The organism is Micromonospora sp. NPDC048947, from assembly GCF_040649495.1.
In the GTDB taxonomy this organism is placed as follows: domain Bacteria; phylum Actinomycetota; class Actinomycetes; order Mycobacteriales; family Micromonosporaceae; genus Micromonospora; species Micromonospora alfalfae.
Genome location: NZ_JBEZFO010000014.1, coordinates 116,829 through 133,499 on the forward strand (window position 1 = coordinate 116,829; position 16,671 = coordinate 133,499).

The window sequence follows — 16,671 nt, forward strand, 5'->3', positions numbered from 1 at the left end:
GGTCCCTCCGACGGCCAGTTCGGCCTGACCAGGCAGGTGATCATGCGGGAGTTAAGGGTACGACGAAGGCCGGGCCCGCATCGGGCCCGGCCTCGCGTGTCGTCGTGGGGACGACTCAGTGGTTGTGCTCGGCCAGCTGCTTGCGGACGTCGTCCATGTCCAGCGCCTCGACCTGCTCGATCAGGTTCTCCAGCGCGGACTCGGGAAGGGCGCCCGGCTGAGCGAAGACGATGACGCCGTCGCGGATCGCCATGATCGTCGGGATCGAGCGAATGTCGAACTTGGCGCCCAGCTCCTGCTGAGCCTCCGTGTCGACCTTGCCGAAGACGATGTTCTGGTGCTTCTCCGAGGAGCGCTCGTAGACCGGGGCGAACCGCTTGCACGGACCACACCAGTCGGCCCAGAAGTCGACCAGGACGATGCCGTCGTTGCCGGTCACCTCGTCGAAGTTGGTCGAGGTCAGCTCAACGGTTGCCATTGCACTCTCCGATCACCGCGGTTTATCTACGTCCCGTAGAACCAGGGCTGACCGTATCGAATTCCCGGGTGGTGGGGCACGAAACGTGCATCGGGCTGCCGGGGGGTGCCGGGGACCATCGACAGGCATCTGTTCACACCCGACCTGCGGAACGCAAGTGCATGACGCACTTGCGTGACCTGCGGTAATGGGAGCGTTTCCAGGGAGATCCACGCGATTGAGCTCTACGAATCGGTAACTTGGGCCTTGACGAGGAGGTATCCGGCCTGCGGAGATCGCTGATCAACCTCCGCTTCGTCACGCACAGTAGTGTTACAAAAAGATAAATGTGACCGCGATCTCTGTTGAACCTACGCAGGCGTAGGGCAGAATTCCTCACATCAGAGCGTGGGCGGCGGGTGCCGGGGAGGGCCCCGCCGCTCATTGCGTCTCCCCCCAGGCAGAGTGACCGGTGTGACATTTCCGCCGCCGTCGCGCCCCGCCGGTCGCCTTAACCATCGGTAAGGCATGCTGTGCCGAACTCCATCGCCGCCCGTCGAAGGGACCAGCATGCAGTTCGGTCGCTACTACGAGGAGTTCGAGGTCGGCGCGGTCTACCGGCACTGGCCGGGCAAGACCGTCACCGAGTACGACGACCACCTCTTCTGCCTGCTCACCATGAACCACCACCCGCTGCACATGGACGCGCACTACGCCGCGACGGCCAGCCAGTTCAAGCGCAACGTCGTGGTCGGCAACTACATCTACTCGCTGCTGCTCGGCATGTCGGTGCCCGATGTGAGTGGCAAGGCGATCGCCAACCTGGAGGTCGAGTCGCTGCGGCACGTCGCGCCGACCTTCCACGGCGACACCATCTACGGCGAGACCACTGTGCTGGACAAGCGTGAGTCCGGCTCGAAACCCGACCGGGGCGTGGTGTCGGTGGAGACCCGCGGCTACAACCAGGACGGCACGATGGTCTGCGTCTTCCGGCGCAAGGTCATGGTCCCCAAGCGGGAGTACGCGGCCGCCGCGGTGCCCGACGGAGTGGATCCGGAGCGGCCCAGCTTCCCCGAGCCGCGCTGACGGTCGCGGCGGGCTCGACCGTCGACGAACACCGGGGCTCCTTCCCCACAGCGGGTCTGCTGGGGAAGGGGCCCTGTTCCCGTCGCGGGGCATATGCTGACGCCGGAGGTTTCGATGAGCCACTCCGTAGCGGGAGAGCCGTCCTCTGCCGGCCGCCGAGCCGCACCGTTGACCACCGCCGTCTACTCCGCCGCCGAGTGGGATCTGCTCACCGGCCTGCCCGGTCGGGTTCTCGTGGCCGCCGCAGCGCCCGGTCCTGGCCGGACGGAGCGTGGAGTGATGGCCGGCCTGGCCGGCCTTGATGCCGTGGCCGCAGGCCGAGCCTCCGACAGCGATCTGGTCCGCGCTGTGGTCGCCACGATCTACGCCCGCCACGACGGCACCCCGCAACCCGCCGAGCGGCTCACCGACCTGGTGGACCTGCTGGCCGCCTGCCGTGCAGCGAGCCGGGTCCTCCGGCGGCGGGCCGACCCCGCCGACTCGGCCGCGTACCGCCAGTGGGTGCAGTCGGTGGCGGCCCGGGTCTGTCGCGCGGTGCCCGGCACCGGCGCGGGCCGGGTCGACCCACCGGCCAGCCCGGCGGACCGGCGCTTCCTGGACCGGCTCGGTGCCGCCCTCGACCTGGGCTGACCGGCAGGTCTCCGCGACGGGCGCCGACGCGGTCCGTACCCTCTGATGACCGTGACCGACGACCAGCTTGAGGTGGGCGTGGGCCCCTGGCCGGGGGACCCACCCGACGACAGCCGTTACGACCCGCAGCTGTTGGCGGAGGGGGACCGGCGCAACGTCGTCGATCGCTACCGCTACTGGCGGCACGAGGCGATCGTCGCCGACCTGGACCGGCACCGGCACGGCTTCCACGTCGCGATCGAGAACTGGCAGCACGACTTCAACATCGGCACTGTCGTGCGCAACGCCAACGCGTTCAACGCCGCCGAGGTGCACATCGTCGGACGGCGACGGTGGAACCGGCGCGGCGCGATGGTGACCGATCGGTACCAGCACGTACGGCACCACGAGACGATCGAGGAGTTCGTCGCCTGGGCGGTCGAGCGGCAGTTGCCGGTGTTCGGCATCGACAACCTGCCCGGGTCGCGTCCGCTGGAGACCGGCACCCTGCCGCGGGAATGTGTGCTGCTGTTCGGCCAGGAGGGCCCCGGCCTCTCCGCGCCGGCCCGTGCCGCCTGCGACCAGCTCTACTCCATCGCCCAGTACGGCTCGACGAGGTCGATCAACGCGGGCGTGGCCAGCGGGATCGCCATGCACGCCTGGATCCGCGCGCACGCCGGTACGCCGCCGGACTGACCCACGTACGGTGCCGAATCGGACGTTCCGGCTTGACGTGCCGCCGGTCCGGGGAGACGGTGGGGATGTGAGTGTCGCGGTGAGTTGTCCGAGATGCGGGGGCCCGGTACGGGCGCCGGATCTGATGAACACCGACTCGAGGTGTGTGCGCTGTGGCCCGGTGCCGCCGTTGCACGTGCCCGAGCACATCGGAGCGGACATCGTGGCGAGCGTGGTGGAACGGATCACCGCGACCGGCGATCCACCGGTGACACCGTTGTGGTGCCCGTGGCCGCTGCCACCCGGTTGGACACTCACCGGCGTGGCGTACGCCGGGGACGACCGCACGGGCGTGCGGGCGACTGTGGTGGCCTGCGCGGGTCCCGCGCCCCTCGGTGGCGGTCCAGCCGATCTGGTCTTCGTGGCCGAGGAACCCGGTGTCGGCCTGGGCACCCGGCTCGCCGGTCTGACCGGCCCGGATCCGGGACCGGAGTTGGTGGACGCGTTGACCGACCCGGGATCGGGTCACCCTGACCACGTCGGACAGGCGAAAATCAAGGTCGGCGGGCACCCCACTCCACTGTGGTTGGTGAATTCACCAACGGATCGAAGCGCGTACGCCGGCGAAGCTCGGGGAATGTGGCTCCATGCGATAGCCTGGCCGGCGAGTGCGGGTCACCTGCTCGCGGAAGATGTCGTGCTACACGACCTGACCGAGTGGACTCCGCCCGAGCTCGTGTACGGCGCACCGTCCCCGTATCTACCCGGTAGAGCTTGACAACTCTTCCGGATTGACGGAGAACGGACGCAGATATTCACTGTACGACACCACACTGATACTCTGGGTGCCGCTGCGGTAATGGGACCCGGCGCCGCGCGAGAGGATGGCCCGCCATGGTCAAGAAGGTCCTCACCTGGGCCGGAATCGCATTCTTGATCTTCTTCGTCGCCTATCGGCCAAACTCTGCGGCGGACGTGTTCAAGTCGCTCGGCGGCGGGATCATGGATATCGCCCAGGGGTTTGGCGACTTCTTCACAAGCCTCGTCGCCTAGCCGCCGATGGGCAGCCCCTCCGGTCCACCCTTCGACCCGGACGACCCCGACCGGGAGCGCCGCGAGCGCGACACCGAGCCGATCCCGCGGATCGGGCCTGATGACGGCCCGGGCTACGGGGCCGGTCCCGGCCTGTCCGACGGTCCGTCCCTTTCGGACGACGTCGGCTATGGCGACGGGCCCGGCTATGCCGGCCAGGGTCGTTCCGGTCGGGGGTGGATCCGTGATCCGGAGGCCAGCTACCAGCCGCCGCAGATCTCCGAGGACGAGCTGGCCGGGTTGCGCGCCGACGCGACCGGCGCGACCCCTCGGCGGGTGCTGCCACTGGAAGACGAGCCCAGTTCGCTGGTGGCTCGCTACCTCTTCCCCACCGAGCGCTACCGGGGCGAGTGGAAGCGACACTGGATCCACCTCACCAACCCACTGTTGATCGGCGTCGCGGCGACCTTCGTGCTCGGCTACCTCTCCGGCTTCCTCGCCGGCCAGGACGTCGGCGCGTTGACCACCATCGCCGTACTGCTGTGGTTCGCGGTGATGGGCTGGGTGGCGTGGAAGGTCGCCGACTGGTGGTATGACCGGTTCATCCTGACCAACAAGCGGGTCATGGTGGTCAACGGCATCGTCACCCGCAAGGTGGCGATGATGCCGCTGGTCCGGGTCACCGACATGAAGTACGAGCAGACCCCGACCGGTCGAGCGCTCAACTACGGCACCTTCGTGCTGGAGTCCGCCGGCCAGGAGCAGGCGCTTCGCGAGATCAAGAACCTGCCCAACCCGAACGAGCTCTACCTGCGCGTCGTCGAGGAGATGTACGAGCCGCAGGCCGTCGAGGCGCGGCTCGGCAAGGAGGCCGACGAGGCCAAGGCCGACGACGGGGCGTGAAGGTTTTCGACCGAACATCGGAGCAAGTGCGCACCTTTCGTCATGGACCAGAGCGCCCCTGACGTGGCACTCTGCCAGGACGGCAGGGGTGTGGAGGTGGGCGGTGACGAGCAAGGACTCGTTGGAGGAGCAGTTCCGCGAGTTCGTCGCGGCCCGCTCCGCCGCGCTCCTACGCACCGCTTATCTGCTCACCGGCGACTGGGCCACGGCCGAGGACCTGCTCCAGACGGCGCTGACCAAGACCTACCTCGCGTGGAAGCGGCTCGGCGGAATCGAGGCGGTCGAGCCGTACGCCCGGCGTGTGATGGTCAACACGTCGACAAGTTGGTGGCGGCGGCGCTGGCACGGCGAACGCCCGACCGAGGTCCTGCCCGAGCGGGCCGGCGTCGACGAGATCGAGCAGCAACTTGACCGTGACCTGCTCTGGCGGCATCTCCGGGAGTTGCCCAACCGGCAGCGGGCAGTGCTGGTGCTGCGCTACTACGAGGACATGTCGGAGGCGCAGACCGCCGCGATGCTGGACATTTCACCGGGCACCGTGAAGAGCCAGGCATCCCGGGCGCTCGCCACGCTGCGTCGGCGACTGGGCGCGGACGCACCGGAGCTGGCAGCCGCCGCCGGCATCGCCGGCCGGCCTGCCGCAGCCGGTGCAGGGGCCACGACCGGTGCCACCGGCCGGACGACGGGCTCGGGTTCCCGGACCGGGCGAGTCCCGGCCACCGGTGCCGCTGCCACACCCCGTCCCGGACGGGCGGCCGCCTCACCCGTGCCCCGACCGACCGCTCCGCGCCCCGCCGTGCCGCGGGCCATCAACCCGCAGGTCGTCCTGCCCACCGCCCCGGCGGCCGTGCCCGTCGGCACGGGCTCCGGGGAACAGCAGTGAGTCAGTTCCCAGGCCGGCGCGACAACCTGACGGACGGCCCGCAGCGTTCATACCAGGTGCGGCCTGACGAGTTGGAAGGTGCGGTGCGGGAGATACTCTCGCACCAGGTCGCCCTTGCCCGCCCACTGAGCGTCGATCCGGCCGGCCAGGCCATCCGTCGGGCGAACCGGATCCGGCGTCGACGCACCGCCGCCGGCCTCGCCCTCGCGGCGGTCACCACTGTGCTGCTCAGCGCCGGCATGGCCCAGCTCGGTGCCGAGACCAGGCGGGACGGCTCACCCATCGTCGTGATCGGCGACCCCGACCCGACCAACCGACCGCTCCCGACGGCCAGCATTCCCGGCCCCGCCCCCTCGCCCACGACGTCGACCTCTCCTCTCGTCGGCGAGACGCTGGTCAGCGCCGACGGGCGGCGGCTGGCGCTGCCCGACGTAGGGCCGGCCGAACGCGTCCAGCGGCTGCCCAGCGGCGGCGGTTGGCTGGTGGTCGGCGCGCCGAGCACCGCAGGACGCTCCCTGTGGGTGGTGCAGGACGACGGGCTGGTGCAGGTGCTGCTCGCCGGTGCCGGCGCGATCGTCCTGGCCCCGGACAGCCTCCAGGTCGCCTGGCGCGACGGAGGCGATCTCCTGATGGCGGGCGTGGTCGGCACCCAACTCATCGGGTCGGTGCGCACCCCGGTGCCGGCGGCGGCGGAACCCGTCCGGTTCGTCGGTGACAGCGTGCTGGTCCGGCTCGACAGGGCCAGCGCCGGGCACACGCTCTGGCGGCCCGGTGCGGGGCCGTTGCCCGACGCCCTCGACCACAAGAGCCTCAACGTCTACGGGCGGCTGCCCGACGGGCGGCTCGTCGGCCAGGTCACCACAACCGATCCGGGCCGGACCTGCCTCGCCATCCTCACCCCGACACGTCACCTGGACCCGGTACGCACCGGCTGCGGCCCGGACCTGAGCCCCGACGGCGTCGGCGCGGTTTCGCCGGACGGGCGGTGGCTGCTGGTCAACGAGGGGAGCGGCGCTGCCGGTCGGTCCCTGCTGGTCGACCTTCACCGGCTCGGGCCGGGTGCGACAGCCGTTGCGGCCGGGCCGCCGATGACCGGGGCGATCGTGTGGAGCGACGAGACCAAGGCATCCTACCTCGACGGCACCGGCGAGCTGGTCCGGGTCGACGTCGCTCAGGTGCGGGCGGGAAAGCCCGCCAACCCCGCTGCGGTGCCCGACGTGCCAGCCGGAGAGCGGCCGATCCTGGTGGACGGCTTCTGACTCCTGGTGACCCATGTGAACCGGACTCACCATTTCCTCGGTAACGTCGGGCGGTGACCTCGCGTACCGGCCCCGCCCCCCGGATCGACCTGCACGCCCACTCGACGGCCAGCGACGGCACCCTGACCCCGGCCGAGCTGGTCGGCGCGGCCTTCGACGCCGGGCTGGACGTGCTGGCGATCACCGACCACGACACCACCGCCGGCTGGGCGCCGGCACTGGGCGCGCTGCCGCCAGGTCTGCGTCTGATCCGGGGTGCGGAGCTGTCGTGCCGCTGGTCCGGTTCGCAGCCGGCGGTGCCGCTGCACCTGCTCGCGTACCTGTTCGATCCGGACCACCCGGAGCTGGTGGCCGAGCTGGCGCGGGTCCGGGCCGCCCGGGAAGAGCGTGGCGAACGAATGGTCGGCCTCCTGCGGGCCGACGGCATCGACGTGAACTGGCCGGACATCCTGGCCGGCGCGGGTGGCGGCACGGTGGGACGCCCGCACATCGCGCAGGCGCTCATCCGCGCCGGCCTGGTCGGCAGCGTCCGGGAGGCGTTCGGCCCGGACTGGCTGGGCGAGCGGTACCGGCTGCCCAAGGAGGACATCGACGTGTTCCGGGCCGTTCGGCTGGTCCGGGCGGCCGGAGGCGTGCCGGTCTTCGCCCACCCGCGAGCCACCCGACGCGGCCGGGTGGTGCCCGACGAGCTGATCGCCGAGCTGGCCGCCGTCGGACTCGCCGGGCTCGAAGCCGACCACGAGGACCACAGCCCGGCCGAGCGGGAACACGTGTGGGCGCTCGCCGCCGAGCTGGGTCTGCTCGTCACCGGCTCCTCGGATTTTCACGGCACCCACAAGACGGTCCAACTCGGCGCGTTCAGCACCAGCGTCGAGGCGTACGAGCGGATCGTCGCCGAGGGGGTGACCGAGGTCGCTTCGGGCTGATCCGGGTATTTCGCCCATCCCGGCGCGGCTAGGTTGATCACGTGGATCTGAAGCTGTTCGGCGAGGTTTTCGTGACCCTGCTGGTGATCACCGACCCGCCGGGCATGATGCCGATCTTCCTGGCGCTGACCGGCCCGCTGCCCGCCCGCGACCGCAACCGGGCAGCCTGGCAGGCCGTCGCGTTGGCGCTCGGCGTCATCGTGATCTTCGCGGTGGCGGGGCAGACCCTGCTCGACTACCTGCACGTGGACCTGCCGGCGTTGCAGGCGGCCGGTGGCCTGCTGCTCGTGCTCGTCGCACTGGAGTTGCTGACCGGCAAGGCCGACGACCCGAGCCAGCAGGTCACCTCCAACATCGCGCTGGTGCCGCTGGGCACGCCGTTGCTGGCCGGCCCGGGCGCCATCGTGGCCACCATGCTCTTCGTCCAGCAGGCCGACGGGCTGGGAGAGTTCAGTGCCATCGCCGTGGCGATCCTCGCCGTGATGGTCGCCGTCTGGATCGTCCTGCGCTTCTCCGGCGGCATCGTGAAGATCCTCCGGCCGGGCGGGATCGAGGTGCTGACCCGGATCGCCGGCCTGCTGCTGGCCGCGATCGCCGTGCAGCTCATCGCCGACGCGGTGGCCGCCTTCGTCACGCAGTACGTGAACATGGCCTGACGGCACGCGCACGATGTCGGAGGTGGATGGCAGGATCTCAGGCGTGCGACGATCCTCATCAGCGGGGCGGCCCGCCGCCGGCGGCCGGGCCCCGCGGCAGCGCGCCGGCGACGCCGAGCAACTCGGCTTCGAGGGAATGCCGGAGCGGCTGTTCGTCTGCACCCCGAGCAAGCTCGGCGCGTACGCGGACTGCCCGCGTCGCTACCGCTACTCCTACGTCGACAGGCCCGCCCCACCCAAGGGCCCGCCGTGGGCGCACAACTCGCTCGGCGCCAGCGTCCACACCGCACTGAAAAACTGGTATGCGCTGCCCGCCGACCGGCGGCGTCCCGAAGCGCTGGCCACCCTGCTCAAGGGCACCTGGGTCCGCGAGGGCTACCGCGACGACGAGCAGGAGCGTTCCGCCTACCGGCGGGCGTTGGGATGGCTGGAGGCGTACGTCGAGACGTTGGAGCCTGATTCCGACCCGCTCGGCGTGGAGCGGGTGGTGGCGGTCAAGACCGCCGTGCTGGCGTTCAACGGTCGTACCGACCGGATCGACTCGCGGCCCGGCCCGGAGGGCCCGGAGCTGGTCATCGTCGACTACAAGACCGGCCGCACCGGGCTGGACACGGACGATGCCCGGGGCTCACAGGCGCTGGCGCTCTACGCGTACGCGGCCGAGCGGGTGTTCCGTCGGCCGTGCCGTCGGGTGGAGTTGCACCACCTGCCGACCGGCACTGTCGCCGGCCACGACCACACGGTCGAGTCGCTGGCCCGACAACTGACCCGCGCGGAAGAGACGGCCCGCGACATCATGGCCGCCGAGCGGGCAGTCGCCGACGGCGCCGACGCGGACGAGGCCTTCCCGGTGGCACCCAGCCCGCGCTGTGGCTGGTGCGACTTCCGGCGGCACTGCCCGACGGGCGCCCAGGTCCCGGGCAAGGAACCGTGGGCGGCCATGGACCGGCCCGCCGACGGCTGATTCCCCTGCCGAGGGTCGGGTCAGCCGGCCAACGAGGCGGCGGCGTGCCGCGCGGCCCGCTCCTTGGCCGCCTGGATCAACGGCCCCTCCAGGTACCGGCGGGGGACGGCGGCGAAGGCGAGCCGCAGCGCGCGCACGGTCAGATCCGCCGACAGCGCTGTGGTCGGTAGACCGAGACCTCCGTACATCCGGTGTGCCCACGCCGGAAGCAGCGCGAACGCGGTGCTGGCGATCCCCAGGTACGCCCAGCGTGGCGGGCCCAGCGTGAGCCCCAACCGGACCGGCAGGCTGAGCTTCCACGGCAGCGGCGGGGCGGTGAGGAACACCGCCGTCTCGGCGGCCTCCCGGGTCATCCGCAACTGTGGCCGTACGGTCTCGTAATAGTCCGCGACCTCGGCGGCGGTCCCAGGGACGGTGGCCGGGTCCAGGCCGACCAGGGCGGCGGCGCGGCGCTGCTCGGTGTAGTAGCCGTCCACCTCGTCGTCGCTCAGCGGCAGTCCGGCGCGTCGGGCCGTGCTCAGGAACGACTCGACCTCGGTCACGTGCACCCAGCGCAGCAGGTCCGGTTCGTCGATCCGGAACTGTTCACCGGTGAGAGTGTCGGTGGCCCGCAGCCGGTCGTGCAGGCGGCGCAGCCGGGCCCCGGCGGCCTCAGCCTCGGCGGTGGTCCCGTAGACGGTGGTCGCCACGTAGGTCGCTGTGCGGACCAGTCGACCCCAGGCGTCGGTGCGGTAGTTGCTGTTCTGCGCGACCCCGGCCATGGCCCGGGGGTGCAACGCCTGGAGGTAGAGCGAGCGCAGGCCGGCGACGATCAGGATCGGCTCCTCGTGCACCTTCCACGTGACCGAACCCGGACCGAAAAGGCCGAGGTCATCGGAGTCCACCGCACAAGAGTGCCACGGTCGGGCCGACCTCGCCGGTCACGTGCCGCCGGTGCCGATGATCAGACGTCGGCGGAGCGGCGGGCCCGGCAGCCCGGGCAGAGGCCCCAGAAGGTCACTTCGGCCTCGTCGACCTCGAACCCGTGCGCGCTGTTCGGCTCCAGGCACGGTGCGCTGCCCACCGCGCAGTCGATGTCGGCGATCTCGCCGCAGCCCCGGCAGACCACGTGGTGGTGGTTGTCGCCCACCCGCGCCTCGTAGCGGGCGGGGCTGCCCGCTGGCTCGATCCGGCGTGACAGCCCGGCCCGGGACAGCGCGCCCAGCACGTCGTACACCGCCTGGGTGGAGACCGAGTCGAGGCGTTCGCGCACCCGCCGGGTGATCTCGTCGACCTCCAGGTGGCCGCCGTCGGCCAGCACGTCGAGCACCGCGAGGCGGGGGCGCGTGACACGCAGACCCCTCGACCGCAGCAGCTCCTCGGCACCGGACATTGGCCAATGACAACACGCCCGAACCGCATCGACAACCGTCGCCCGCTCCGGGTGGCCACCGACACAGCCAGGCAAGATCGGGATTACGGCCCAGCGGATGAACCCGATCGACGCGGCGCGCGTGTCACCGGTCGAGAGCCTGGGGACGATCGGCGGACCATAGGCTGACCACCCTTGACCATGATCCACCTGGAGGGTTCGATGTTCGAGGAGATCCTGGGTCTACCGGTGCACGTCCTGGTAATCCACGCGGTCGTCGTGTTCGTGCCGCTGCTGGCGGTGCTGGCCATCGCGTACGTGGGGCTACCGCGCTGGCGGCACCGGCTGGACTGGGCCCTGGGCCTCCTCGCCGTGGCCGCACCGGTGACCGCCTACGTCGCGGTCAAGTCGGGTGAGGCACTCACCGACGCGCTGGTGGCCCGGGGGTTCCAGGGGCCGATCCTCGACCAGATCTTCGAGCACTCCCGCTACGGTGACATCCTGTTACGCGTCGTGGTGCCGCTCGGGATCGTGGCCATCCTGCTGCTCGTGGCGACAAGTGGGCACCCCCGGGTGCCGCAGCTGCCCGCGCTGGTCACCCCGGTGCTGGCGGTAGCGGCAGTGGGGCTTGCCATCGCCGCCCTGATCTACGTCTACCTGACCGGCCACTCCGGTGCCGAGACGGTGTGGGGCACCACCCTCTGAGCTGCTGCTCACTGCTGAGGCCCGGGGGCGGCATCAGAAGATGACTCGCGAGCAGAGCAGACAGAGCAGTACCAGCAACACCACGCCGGCCGCAGCGCCGAAACCGTAGGTGACCCGCTGCGATCGCTGTTCGGCCGCGTCCAGGTCGGCCATGTCCTGCGGTGGCAGCTGTCGCGGCGGCGCCGGCTGCAGGTGTACGGGTGGACGCCAACCCGCCGGCGGCGGCACGCTCGGCGGCGGGCCGGAGTATCCGCTGGCAGTGCCCCCCGTCGGCGTTGGCCCGGGCGGCAGCAGGCCTGCTTCTCCGCTGGCAGTGCCCCCCGTGGGCGTTGGCCCAGGCGGCAGCAGGCCTGCTTCTCCGGTGGGAGTGTGCCCCGTCGATGCTGCGCCGGCCTGCTCGCTCCGCTGCGGGTTGGTGGGCCCGGTCGGTGGTGTGGTCGGGGGCGCGGCGGGAGGCTGGTCCGCCGCCGCATCGTCACCGGTGTCGGGCCGTCGCCAGTAGTCGTCCGGGGTGCTGCCACCGCTGGGGGTCGTCACGCCGTCCGACGCTACCAACGCCACCGGCGGCCCGGTCGGTTCTGCCCGGCGTGCCCTCGGTCGGCGGCCCGGTCGGTTCTGGTCGGCGTGCCCTCGGTTTGCGGTCCGGTCCAGGGTCGTCGGCTGCGCTAGTCTTGCCGCTCGTGAGCACCGAGGACCCCGGCACGCACGGCGTACGTGGAGACGACGACCGCGCCGTCGACCTGAGCGAAGACTTCGTGGTGCTGCCCGAGCAGACCTCCGACGACACCGACAGTGGTTGGGGAGAGCGGCCGGGCGGCAACGACGACTGGCTGCTCGCCGAACGCCCCCCGCACTGGGACTGACTGACCCCGGCGGCTCGACCAGACCCTCATGACGTCGGTCCGGCAGCCGTCCGTGCGGTGCCGGGAGGGCCTGCCCCGTTGGAGTCGGTCGATCGACCCTCGTCGAAAGGCCAGGCCGTGTCGTCTGCCACCGACTCGACCGGTCGGGCCGTGTCGTCTGCCACCGACGGTGCGTCGGCGGGCACGACTGTCGACGGGCATCCGGCCGGGGTGTGCAGGACTGCGGCGGCCAGGCAGAGCAGCGCGGCGACCAGGCCGGCCCGGAGCAGGGTGCGCCCGCGGGGCAGGGTGAACTTGCGCAGCGGGCGCAACGCCCGCGACGAATCCGGATCGACCATTACGTCTGCCGCCTCCCGTCCCCGAGCGCCGCAGTGGCACCCATGGACGGCAGACTAGGCAGTTCCCGCCGCCTCGGCCGACCCACGGCCGACGCCTGTGGACAACCGCCCGGCCTGTGGAAAACGCCCATCCGGCGGGTCGATTTGTTATGGCGCCAACCCTGATCGACTCGCGGTCAAGGAAATCGGCCTAACGAGGCGACCGGGATGGGCCGACTTCCTGAAACCCGAGTTGATCGAGGCCCGACCCGGTGGTGTCGGCGGCCCGACCCGTGGTGATCGAGGCCCGACCCCGTGGGTGCCGGGGGCCCGACCCGTGGTGATCGAGGCCCGACCCCGTGGGTGCCGGGGGCCCGACCCGTGGGTGTCGGGCCTTCGACGATCAGGACGCGGAGCTTGCCGCCGGTGCCTTGCCGCCGCCCGATCCACCCGAGGACGACCCGGAAGACGAGCCCGAGGAGGACGACGAGCCCGAGGACGACCCGGACGAGGACGACCCCGAGGAGGACGAGGACCCCGAGGAGGACGACGAGCTGTCACCGGAGGACGACTCGGACTTCGCCGGCTTGGTGGCAGTGCCGCCGGCTGTCGTCTCGGAACCGGACGCCCGGGAGTCGGTGCGGTAGAAGCCCGAACCCTTGAAGACGATGCCGACCGAGTTGAAGACCTTGCGCAGCCGCCCCTGACACGCCGGGCACTCGGTCAACGGCTCGTCAGAGAAGGACTGCACCGCCTCGAGCTGCTGACCGCACGTGGTGCAGGCGTACTGGTACGTGGGCACGTTCTCCTCCGGATCTGGGCTCAGCCAGTTGGCACTCGACCTATTCGAGTGCCAATGGTGCGTCATGCGCCCCGGGTTCGTCCAGCAGACGTGTGGGGCGCGACACCGTGCGCCGCACCCGGGCCGTCGTCAAGCGTACGCACCCCGTCGGCGGGAGTGACCACCGCGCGCACCCGACGGTCGTGGGGCTCTGCCGGCAGCACCTCCACCAGCTCACCGTCGTGCAGTGGCACCACCGTCACTGTCGCCGCGGGTACCCGGGCGAGTGCGCGGTCGTACGAGCCGCCGCCGCGCCCGAGCCGCCGACCGTGGTGGTCGACAGCGAGAGCCGGTACGACCACCAGTTCCGCGTGCGCCACGGCGGCCACCCCGAGACGGGCACTGACTGGTTCTCGGATACCCCGTCCCGCCGCGATCAAGTCCTCGGGACCGGTATACGCCGCCCAGTCCAGATCCAGGTCGGCGAGGAGCACCGGCAGCAGCAACTCGGCGTCCGCCGGCAGGGCCGCCCGCAGCACCTCGGGCAGATCGGCGCCGCCCGGTTCGGAGCCGACCGGCACGTACGCCGTCATCCGGTGTGGGCGCAGCCGGCGTACCAGGGCGACCAGCTCGGCCTGCACGCGCCCGGCGGCGGCTGCCCGGGTCCCGGCGGGCAGTGACCGGCGGCGAGCGAGCAGCTCGACGCGGGTCTCCCGCTTCGCCAGCCGGGTCACTTCCGCTTCATCAGAAAATTCCGGCACGCAACACTCCTGACGCAACGCCTCTCCCACGGTTGCACTGTGTCAGCATCGCAAGCAACGGAGGCGGAACTTCCGGGGGGACCGAGTGACGCTACGCGGGCGGTTGACGGCAGCCTTCCTCGTGGTGGTGCTCGGGCCGGTTCTGCTCGGCGCGCTCTTCGTCGCCTCCACCGTCGCAACGGTCGACCGCAGCCGCTCCACCGAGCGCCTGGCGGTGGCGGCGTCCACCGTTCGTACCTCGGTCGACGCGCTCTGCCAGCAGCTACGCGCCACCGCCGACGCGGTGGCGCTCACCGCCGATCCGGCCGTCGCCGCCGCGCAACTGGTCGGTCGGGGTCTGGCCGCCGCGGTGCTGGTCACCGACGTGGCCGGCCAGATCACCTACCTGTCGCCAGGTGCTCCGTCGACCCCGTGGCAGGACTGCGCCGGCTCGGCCGAGGGCACGAACGGGAGCTCGAACCCAGGCTCGACCGGCCCGGTCCGTGCGTTGGCCGCCCAGGTCGACCTGCACGATCGCGCTGGCGCCCGGCTGGGCACTGTGACCGCCGCGCAACTGGTCGACCCGGCCTTCGTGGCCCGACTGGCGGCGGTGACCGGGGTGGCGGTCACACTGCTCGACAGTGGGGCGAGCGCCGCGCGGGTCACCCACACGACCGAGTCCCGTGACGTCCGCGACGCGGTGCTGGCCGCCGCCGTCGGCGTACGGGGCGAGCAGGTCACCGAGACCAACGAGGGCCGGTACGTGCGCAGGCTCGGGCCCTCTGACGCGCAGCCGCTGCCACTGGTGCTCTCCGTGCCCAGTGAACGGCCACCGGGACTGCACGCCACGCTGCTCGGGGTGGTAGTGCTGGCCGGGCTGCTCGCGGTGCTGACCGCCTGGCGGCTGGCCCGGGTCACCACCCGGCCGTTGGCGGAGCTGGCCGGTGCTGTCGACCGGGTGGCCCAGGGCGACCTGACCGCCCGGGTGCCGGTACGCAGCAGCGACGAGCTGGGGCGGTTGGCCGCCGCGTTCAACCGGATGACCCGGGAGACCGGCGCCTACGTGGCGGCGTTGACCAGCAACCGGGATCAGCTGCGTGGGCACCTCGCGGTGCTCGGCGACACCCTGGCCAGCACGCACGACCTGCAACGCATCCTGCGGGTGATCCTGCGCAGTGCCATCGGGGCCACCGGCGCGCGGGCCGGCGCGGTGCTGCTCGCGGAGACCGGCGGGGTGCTCGTCGCGCAGTGCACCGAGGGGTTGGACGGGCGCTGGCCGGCCGAGGAGGCGGACGGGTCGCAGACGCTGCGGGTGCCGGTCGGCGTCGGCGTGATCGGTGAGGTCGCCGCCACCGGGGAACCGCAGCGGGGCAGGGCGGAGCCGACCGAGGCGACAACAGGTGAGCCACGCTGTCGCACCTACGTCGCGGTTCCGTTCGCCGCGCCCGCCGGCGGTGCCACGGCCACCCTCACCGGACCCTCCGGCCCTGTCGACGAGACGGGCGCGGCGGTCGCGCTCGGCGTGCTGGCCCTCTACGACCGGCTGGGCGCCGACGAGTTCGACGACGACGACCTGGCCACCCTGCGCACCTTCGCCGGTCACGCGGCAGTGGCGGTGGACAACGTCCGGGTGCACGAGGAGGCGCAGCGGCTGTCCCTCACCGACCCGCTCACCGGGCTGTGGAACTACCGCTACCTGCGCGAGTCGATCCGGCGGGAGGTGGAACGGGCCAGCCGCTTCGGGCGGATGCTCAGCGTCCTCGCGTTGGACCTGGACCGGTTCAAGGACGTCAACGACACCTACGGGCACGCCGCCGGGGACACCGTCCTGGCCGAGTTCGCCCGTCGGGTGCGCGGGGAGATCCGCGAGGTCGATCTGGCCTTCCGCCAGGGTGGTGAGGAGTTCGTGCTGCTGCTGCCGGAGACCGACGCGCGGGGCGCGGCGATCGTGGCCGAGCGGCTCGGCGCGGCGGTGCGCGACACGCCCATCGCGATCGAGGCGTACGCCGGGCCGGTCCTGGTGACCGTGTCGGTGGGCATCGCCGTCTTCCCGGACCACGGCAGCACCGGGCGGGAGGTGCTGGAGGCCGCCGACGACGCGCTCTACGCGGCCAAGGCGGCGGGCCGCGACACGTACCGGGTCGCCGAGGTTCGCTCGGATCTGCCGACCCGGGAGATTCCGGTGCTCGCGTGTGCGGTGAGCCCAACCGATGGGCTGCCGCGCGCCGGCCAGCCGGTGCAGGCCAACCGGGAGCCGGGCGGGCCCGCCCGGTCCGACCCGGCGGTGGGCGTACCGGAATCATCGCTGGCGGGCCCGGCGCACGCCCAACCGGATTCGGCCGACGACACGCCGGACAGCGCGACGGGCGCGGCGCGGGCCGGCCCGGACGCGGCGCGGCCGGGGCCGGGTGGCGGCGCGTCTTCTGGGCCACACCCGCCGCGGCAGAGCCGTGGCCGATAGTCT

General features: G+C 71.7%; 21 protein-coding genes and 1 pseudogene. 15 read left to right on the plus strand and 7 right to left on the minus strand.

All coding sequences use genetic code 11. The features are described from left to right. Positions 1 to 115: 115 nt before the first annotated feature. A complete protein-coding gene (gene trxA / locus AB0B98_RS20870; RefSeq protein ID WP_007455291.1) occupies positions 116 to 478 on the minus strand; it encodes a thioredoxin in 363 nt (120 codons plus the stop codon). Between the two features lie 549 nt (positions 479 to 1,027). Between trxA and AB0B98_RS20875 the strand changes: the two genes are divergently transcribed. From AB0B98_RS20875 to AB0B98_RS20925, 11 genes are all read left to right on the plus strand, one after another. Further along, positions 1,028 to 1,543, plus strand: a complete 516-nt coding sequence (locus AB0B98_RS20875; RefSeq protein ID WP_030486570.1) for a MaoC family dehydratase — start codon at positions 1,028 to 1,030, stop codon at positions 1,541 to 1,543. Between the two features lie 93 nt (positions 1,544 to 1,636). Next, positions 1,637 to 2,173 (plus strand): hypothetical protein, encoded by a 537-nt coding sequence (locus AB0B98_RS20880; RefSeq protein WP_357364608.1) that lies wholly within the window; start codon positions 1,637 to 1,639, stop codon positions 2,171 to 2,173. Between the two features lie 51 nt (positions 2,174 to 2,224). Then, entirely contained in the window at positions 2,225 to 2,848 is a 624-nt protein-coding gene (locus AB0B98_RS20885; protein WP_238671367.1) for an RNA methyltransferase, read from the plus strand. Between the two features lie 79 nt (positions 2,849 to 2,927). Continuing rightward, positions 2,928 to 3,605: a DUF6758 family protein gene (locus AB0B98_RS20890; RefSeq protein ID WP_341866340.1), complete on the plus strand. Its 678-nt coding sequence runs from the start codon at positions 2,928 to 2,930 to the stop codon at positions 3,603 to 3,605. 116 nt (positions 3,606 to 3,721) lie between these two features. Beyond that, positions 3,722 to 3,880, plus strand: coding sequence for a hypothetical protein (locus AB0B98_RS20895; protein ID WP_007455302.1), 159 nt, complete (start codon positions 3,722 to 3,724; stop codon positions 3,878 to 3,880). Between the two features lie 6 nt (positions 3,881 to 3,886). Further along, positions 3,887 to 4,762, plus strand: coding sequence for a PH domain-containing protein (locus tag AB0B98_RS20900; RefSeq protein ID WP_238646470.1), 876 nt, complete (start codon positions 3,887 to 3,889; stop codon positions 4,760 to 4,762). Between the two features lie 103 nt (positions 4,763 to 4,865). Then, positions 4,866 to 5,645, plus strand: coding sequence for a SigE family RNA polymerase sigma factor (locus tag AB0B98_RS20905; protein ID WP_357364609.1), 780 nt, complete (start codon positions 4,866 to 4,868; stop codon positions 5,643 to 5,645). Continuing rightward, complete coding sequence (locus AB0B98_RS20910) at positions 5,642 to 6,904, plus strand: hypothetical protein (protein ID WP_357364611.1); 1,263 nt, start codon at positions 5,642 to 5,644, stop codon at positions 6,902 to 6,904. Before AB0B98_RS20905 ends, AB0B98_RS20910 begins: the two co-directional genes overlap by 4 nt. Positions 6,905 to 6,957: 53 nt before the next feature. Further along, a complete protein-coding gene (locus tag AB0B98_RS20915; protein WP_357364613.1) occupies positions 6,958 to 7,830 on the plus strand; it encodes a PHP domain-containing protein in 873 nt (290 codons plus the stop codon). Between the two features lie 41 nt (positions 7,831 to 7,871). Then, positions 7,872 to 8,486 carry a MarC family protein gene (locus tag AB0B98_RS20920; RefSeq protein WP_091394729.1) on the plus strand — a complete coding sequence of 205 codons (615 nt, stop codon included), beginning with the start codon at positions 7,872 to 7,874 and terminating at the stop codon, positions 8,484 to 8,486. Positions 8,487 to 8,529: 43 nt separating this feature from the next. Beyond that, positions 8,530 to 9,450: a PD-(D/E)XK nuclease family protein gene (locus tag AB0B98_RS20925; RefSeq protein ID WP_357364615.1), complete on the plus strand. Its 921-nt coding sequence runs from the start codon at positions 8,530 to 8,532 to the stop codon at positions 9,448 to 9,450. A gap of 20 nt (positions 9,451 to 9,470) precedes the next feature. On the opposite strand, the gene AB0B98_RS20930 is transcribed toward AB0B98_RS20925, so the two are convergent. Both AB0B98_RS20930 and AB0B98_RS20935 read right to left on the minus strand, forming a co-directional pair. Beyond that, a complete protein-coding gene (locus AB0B98_RS20930; protein WP_238671194.1) occupies positions 9,471 to 10,334 on the minus strand; it encodes an oxygenase MpaB family protein in 864 nt (287 codons plus the stop codon). 59 nt (positions 10,335 to 10,393) lie between these two features. Beyond that, the gene (locus AB0B98_RS20935) at positions 10,394 to 10,822 is read right to left on the minus strand and encodes a Fur family transcriptional regulator (protein WP_238671193.1); all 429 of its coding nucleotides are present in this window, start codon (positions 10,820 to 10,822) and stop codon (positions 10,394 to 10,396) included. A 201-nt stretch (positions 10,823 to 11,023) separates the two neighbouring features. On the opposite strand from AB0B98_RS20935, the gene AB0B98_RS20940 reads away from it, so the two are divergent. Further along, the gene (locus AB0B98_RS20940; RefSeq protein WP_357364687.1) at positions 11,024 to 11,506 is read left to right on the plus strand and encodes a DUF2231 domain-containing protein; all 483 of its coding nucleotides are present in this window, start codon (positions 11,024 to 11,026) and stop codon (positions 11,504 to 11,506) included. Positions 11,507 to 11,539: 33 nt separating this feature from the next. On the opposite strand, the gene AB0B98_RS20945 is transcribed toward AB0B98_RS20940, so the two are convergent. After that, positions 11,540 to 12,043 carry a hypothetical protein gene (locus tag AB0B98_RS20945; protein ID WP_357364617.1) on the minus strand — a complete coding sequence of 168 codons (504 nt, stop codon included), beginning with the start codon at positions 12,041 to 12,043 and terminating at the stop codon, positions 11,540 to 11,542. Between the two features lie 143 nt (positions 12,044 to 12,186). Between AB0B98_RS20945 and AB0B98_RS20950 the strand changes: the two genes are divergently transcribed. Continuing rightward, the gene (locus AB0B98_RS20950) at positions 12,187 to 12,369 is read left to right on the plus strand and encodes a hypothetical protein (protein ID WP_357364618.1); all 183 of its coding nucleotides are present in this window, start codon (positions 12,187 to 12,189) and stop codon (positions 12,367 to 12,369) included. Positions 12,370 to 12,395: 26 nt separating this feature from the next. On the opposite strand, the gene AB0B98_RS20955 is transcribed toward AB0B98_RS20950, so the two are convergent. After that, the gene (locus AB0B98_RS20955) at positions 12,396 to 12,707 is read right to left on the minus strand and encodes a hypothetical protein (RefSeq protein WP_357364620.1); all 312 of its coding nucleotides are present in this window, start codon (positions 12,705 to 12,707) and stop codon (positions 12,396 to 12,398) included. Between the two features lie 338 nt (positions 12,708 to 13,045). Here AB0B98_RS20955 and AB0B98_RS20960 point away from each other — a divergent pair, with 338 nt between their 5' ends. Next, a complete protein-coding gene (locus AB0B98_RS20960) occupies positions 13,046 to 13,333 on the plus strand; it encodes a hypothetical protein (protein WP_357364691.1) in 288 nt (95 codons plus the stop codon). Between the two features lie 14 nt (positions 13,334 to 13,347). Here the strand turns inward: AB0B98_RS20960 and AB0B98_RS20965 are convergent. Both AB0B98_RS20965 and AB0B98_RS20970 read right to left on the minus strand, forming a co-directional pair. Further along, positions 13,348 to 13,554 (minus strand): annotated as a pseudogene (locus AB0B98_RS20965) (FmdB family zinc ribbon protein); the annotation flags it as partial. Further along, on the minus strand, positions 13,551 to 14,228 hold the full coding sequence (locus AB0B98_RS20970; protein WP_357364622.1) for a 5-formyltetrahydrofolate cyclo-ligase: 678 nt from the start codon (positions 14,226 to 14,228) through the stop codon (positions 13,551 to 13,553). The pseudogene AB0B98_RS20965 and the gene AB0B98_RS20970, both read right to left, overlap by 4 nt. Before the next feature lie 85 nt (positions 14,229 to 14,313). On the opposite strand from AB0B98_RS20970, the gene AB0B98_RS20975 reads away from it, so the two are divergent. Next, positions 14,314 to 16,668, plus strand: a complete 2,355-nt coding sequence (locus AB0B98_RS20975; RefSeq protein WP_357364624.1) for a diguanylate cyclase — start codon at positions 14,314 to 14,316, stop codon at positions 16,666 to 16,668. Positions 16,669 to 16,671 lie beyond the last annotated feature (3 nt).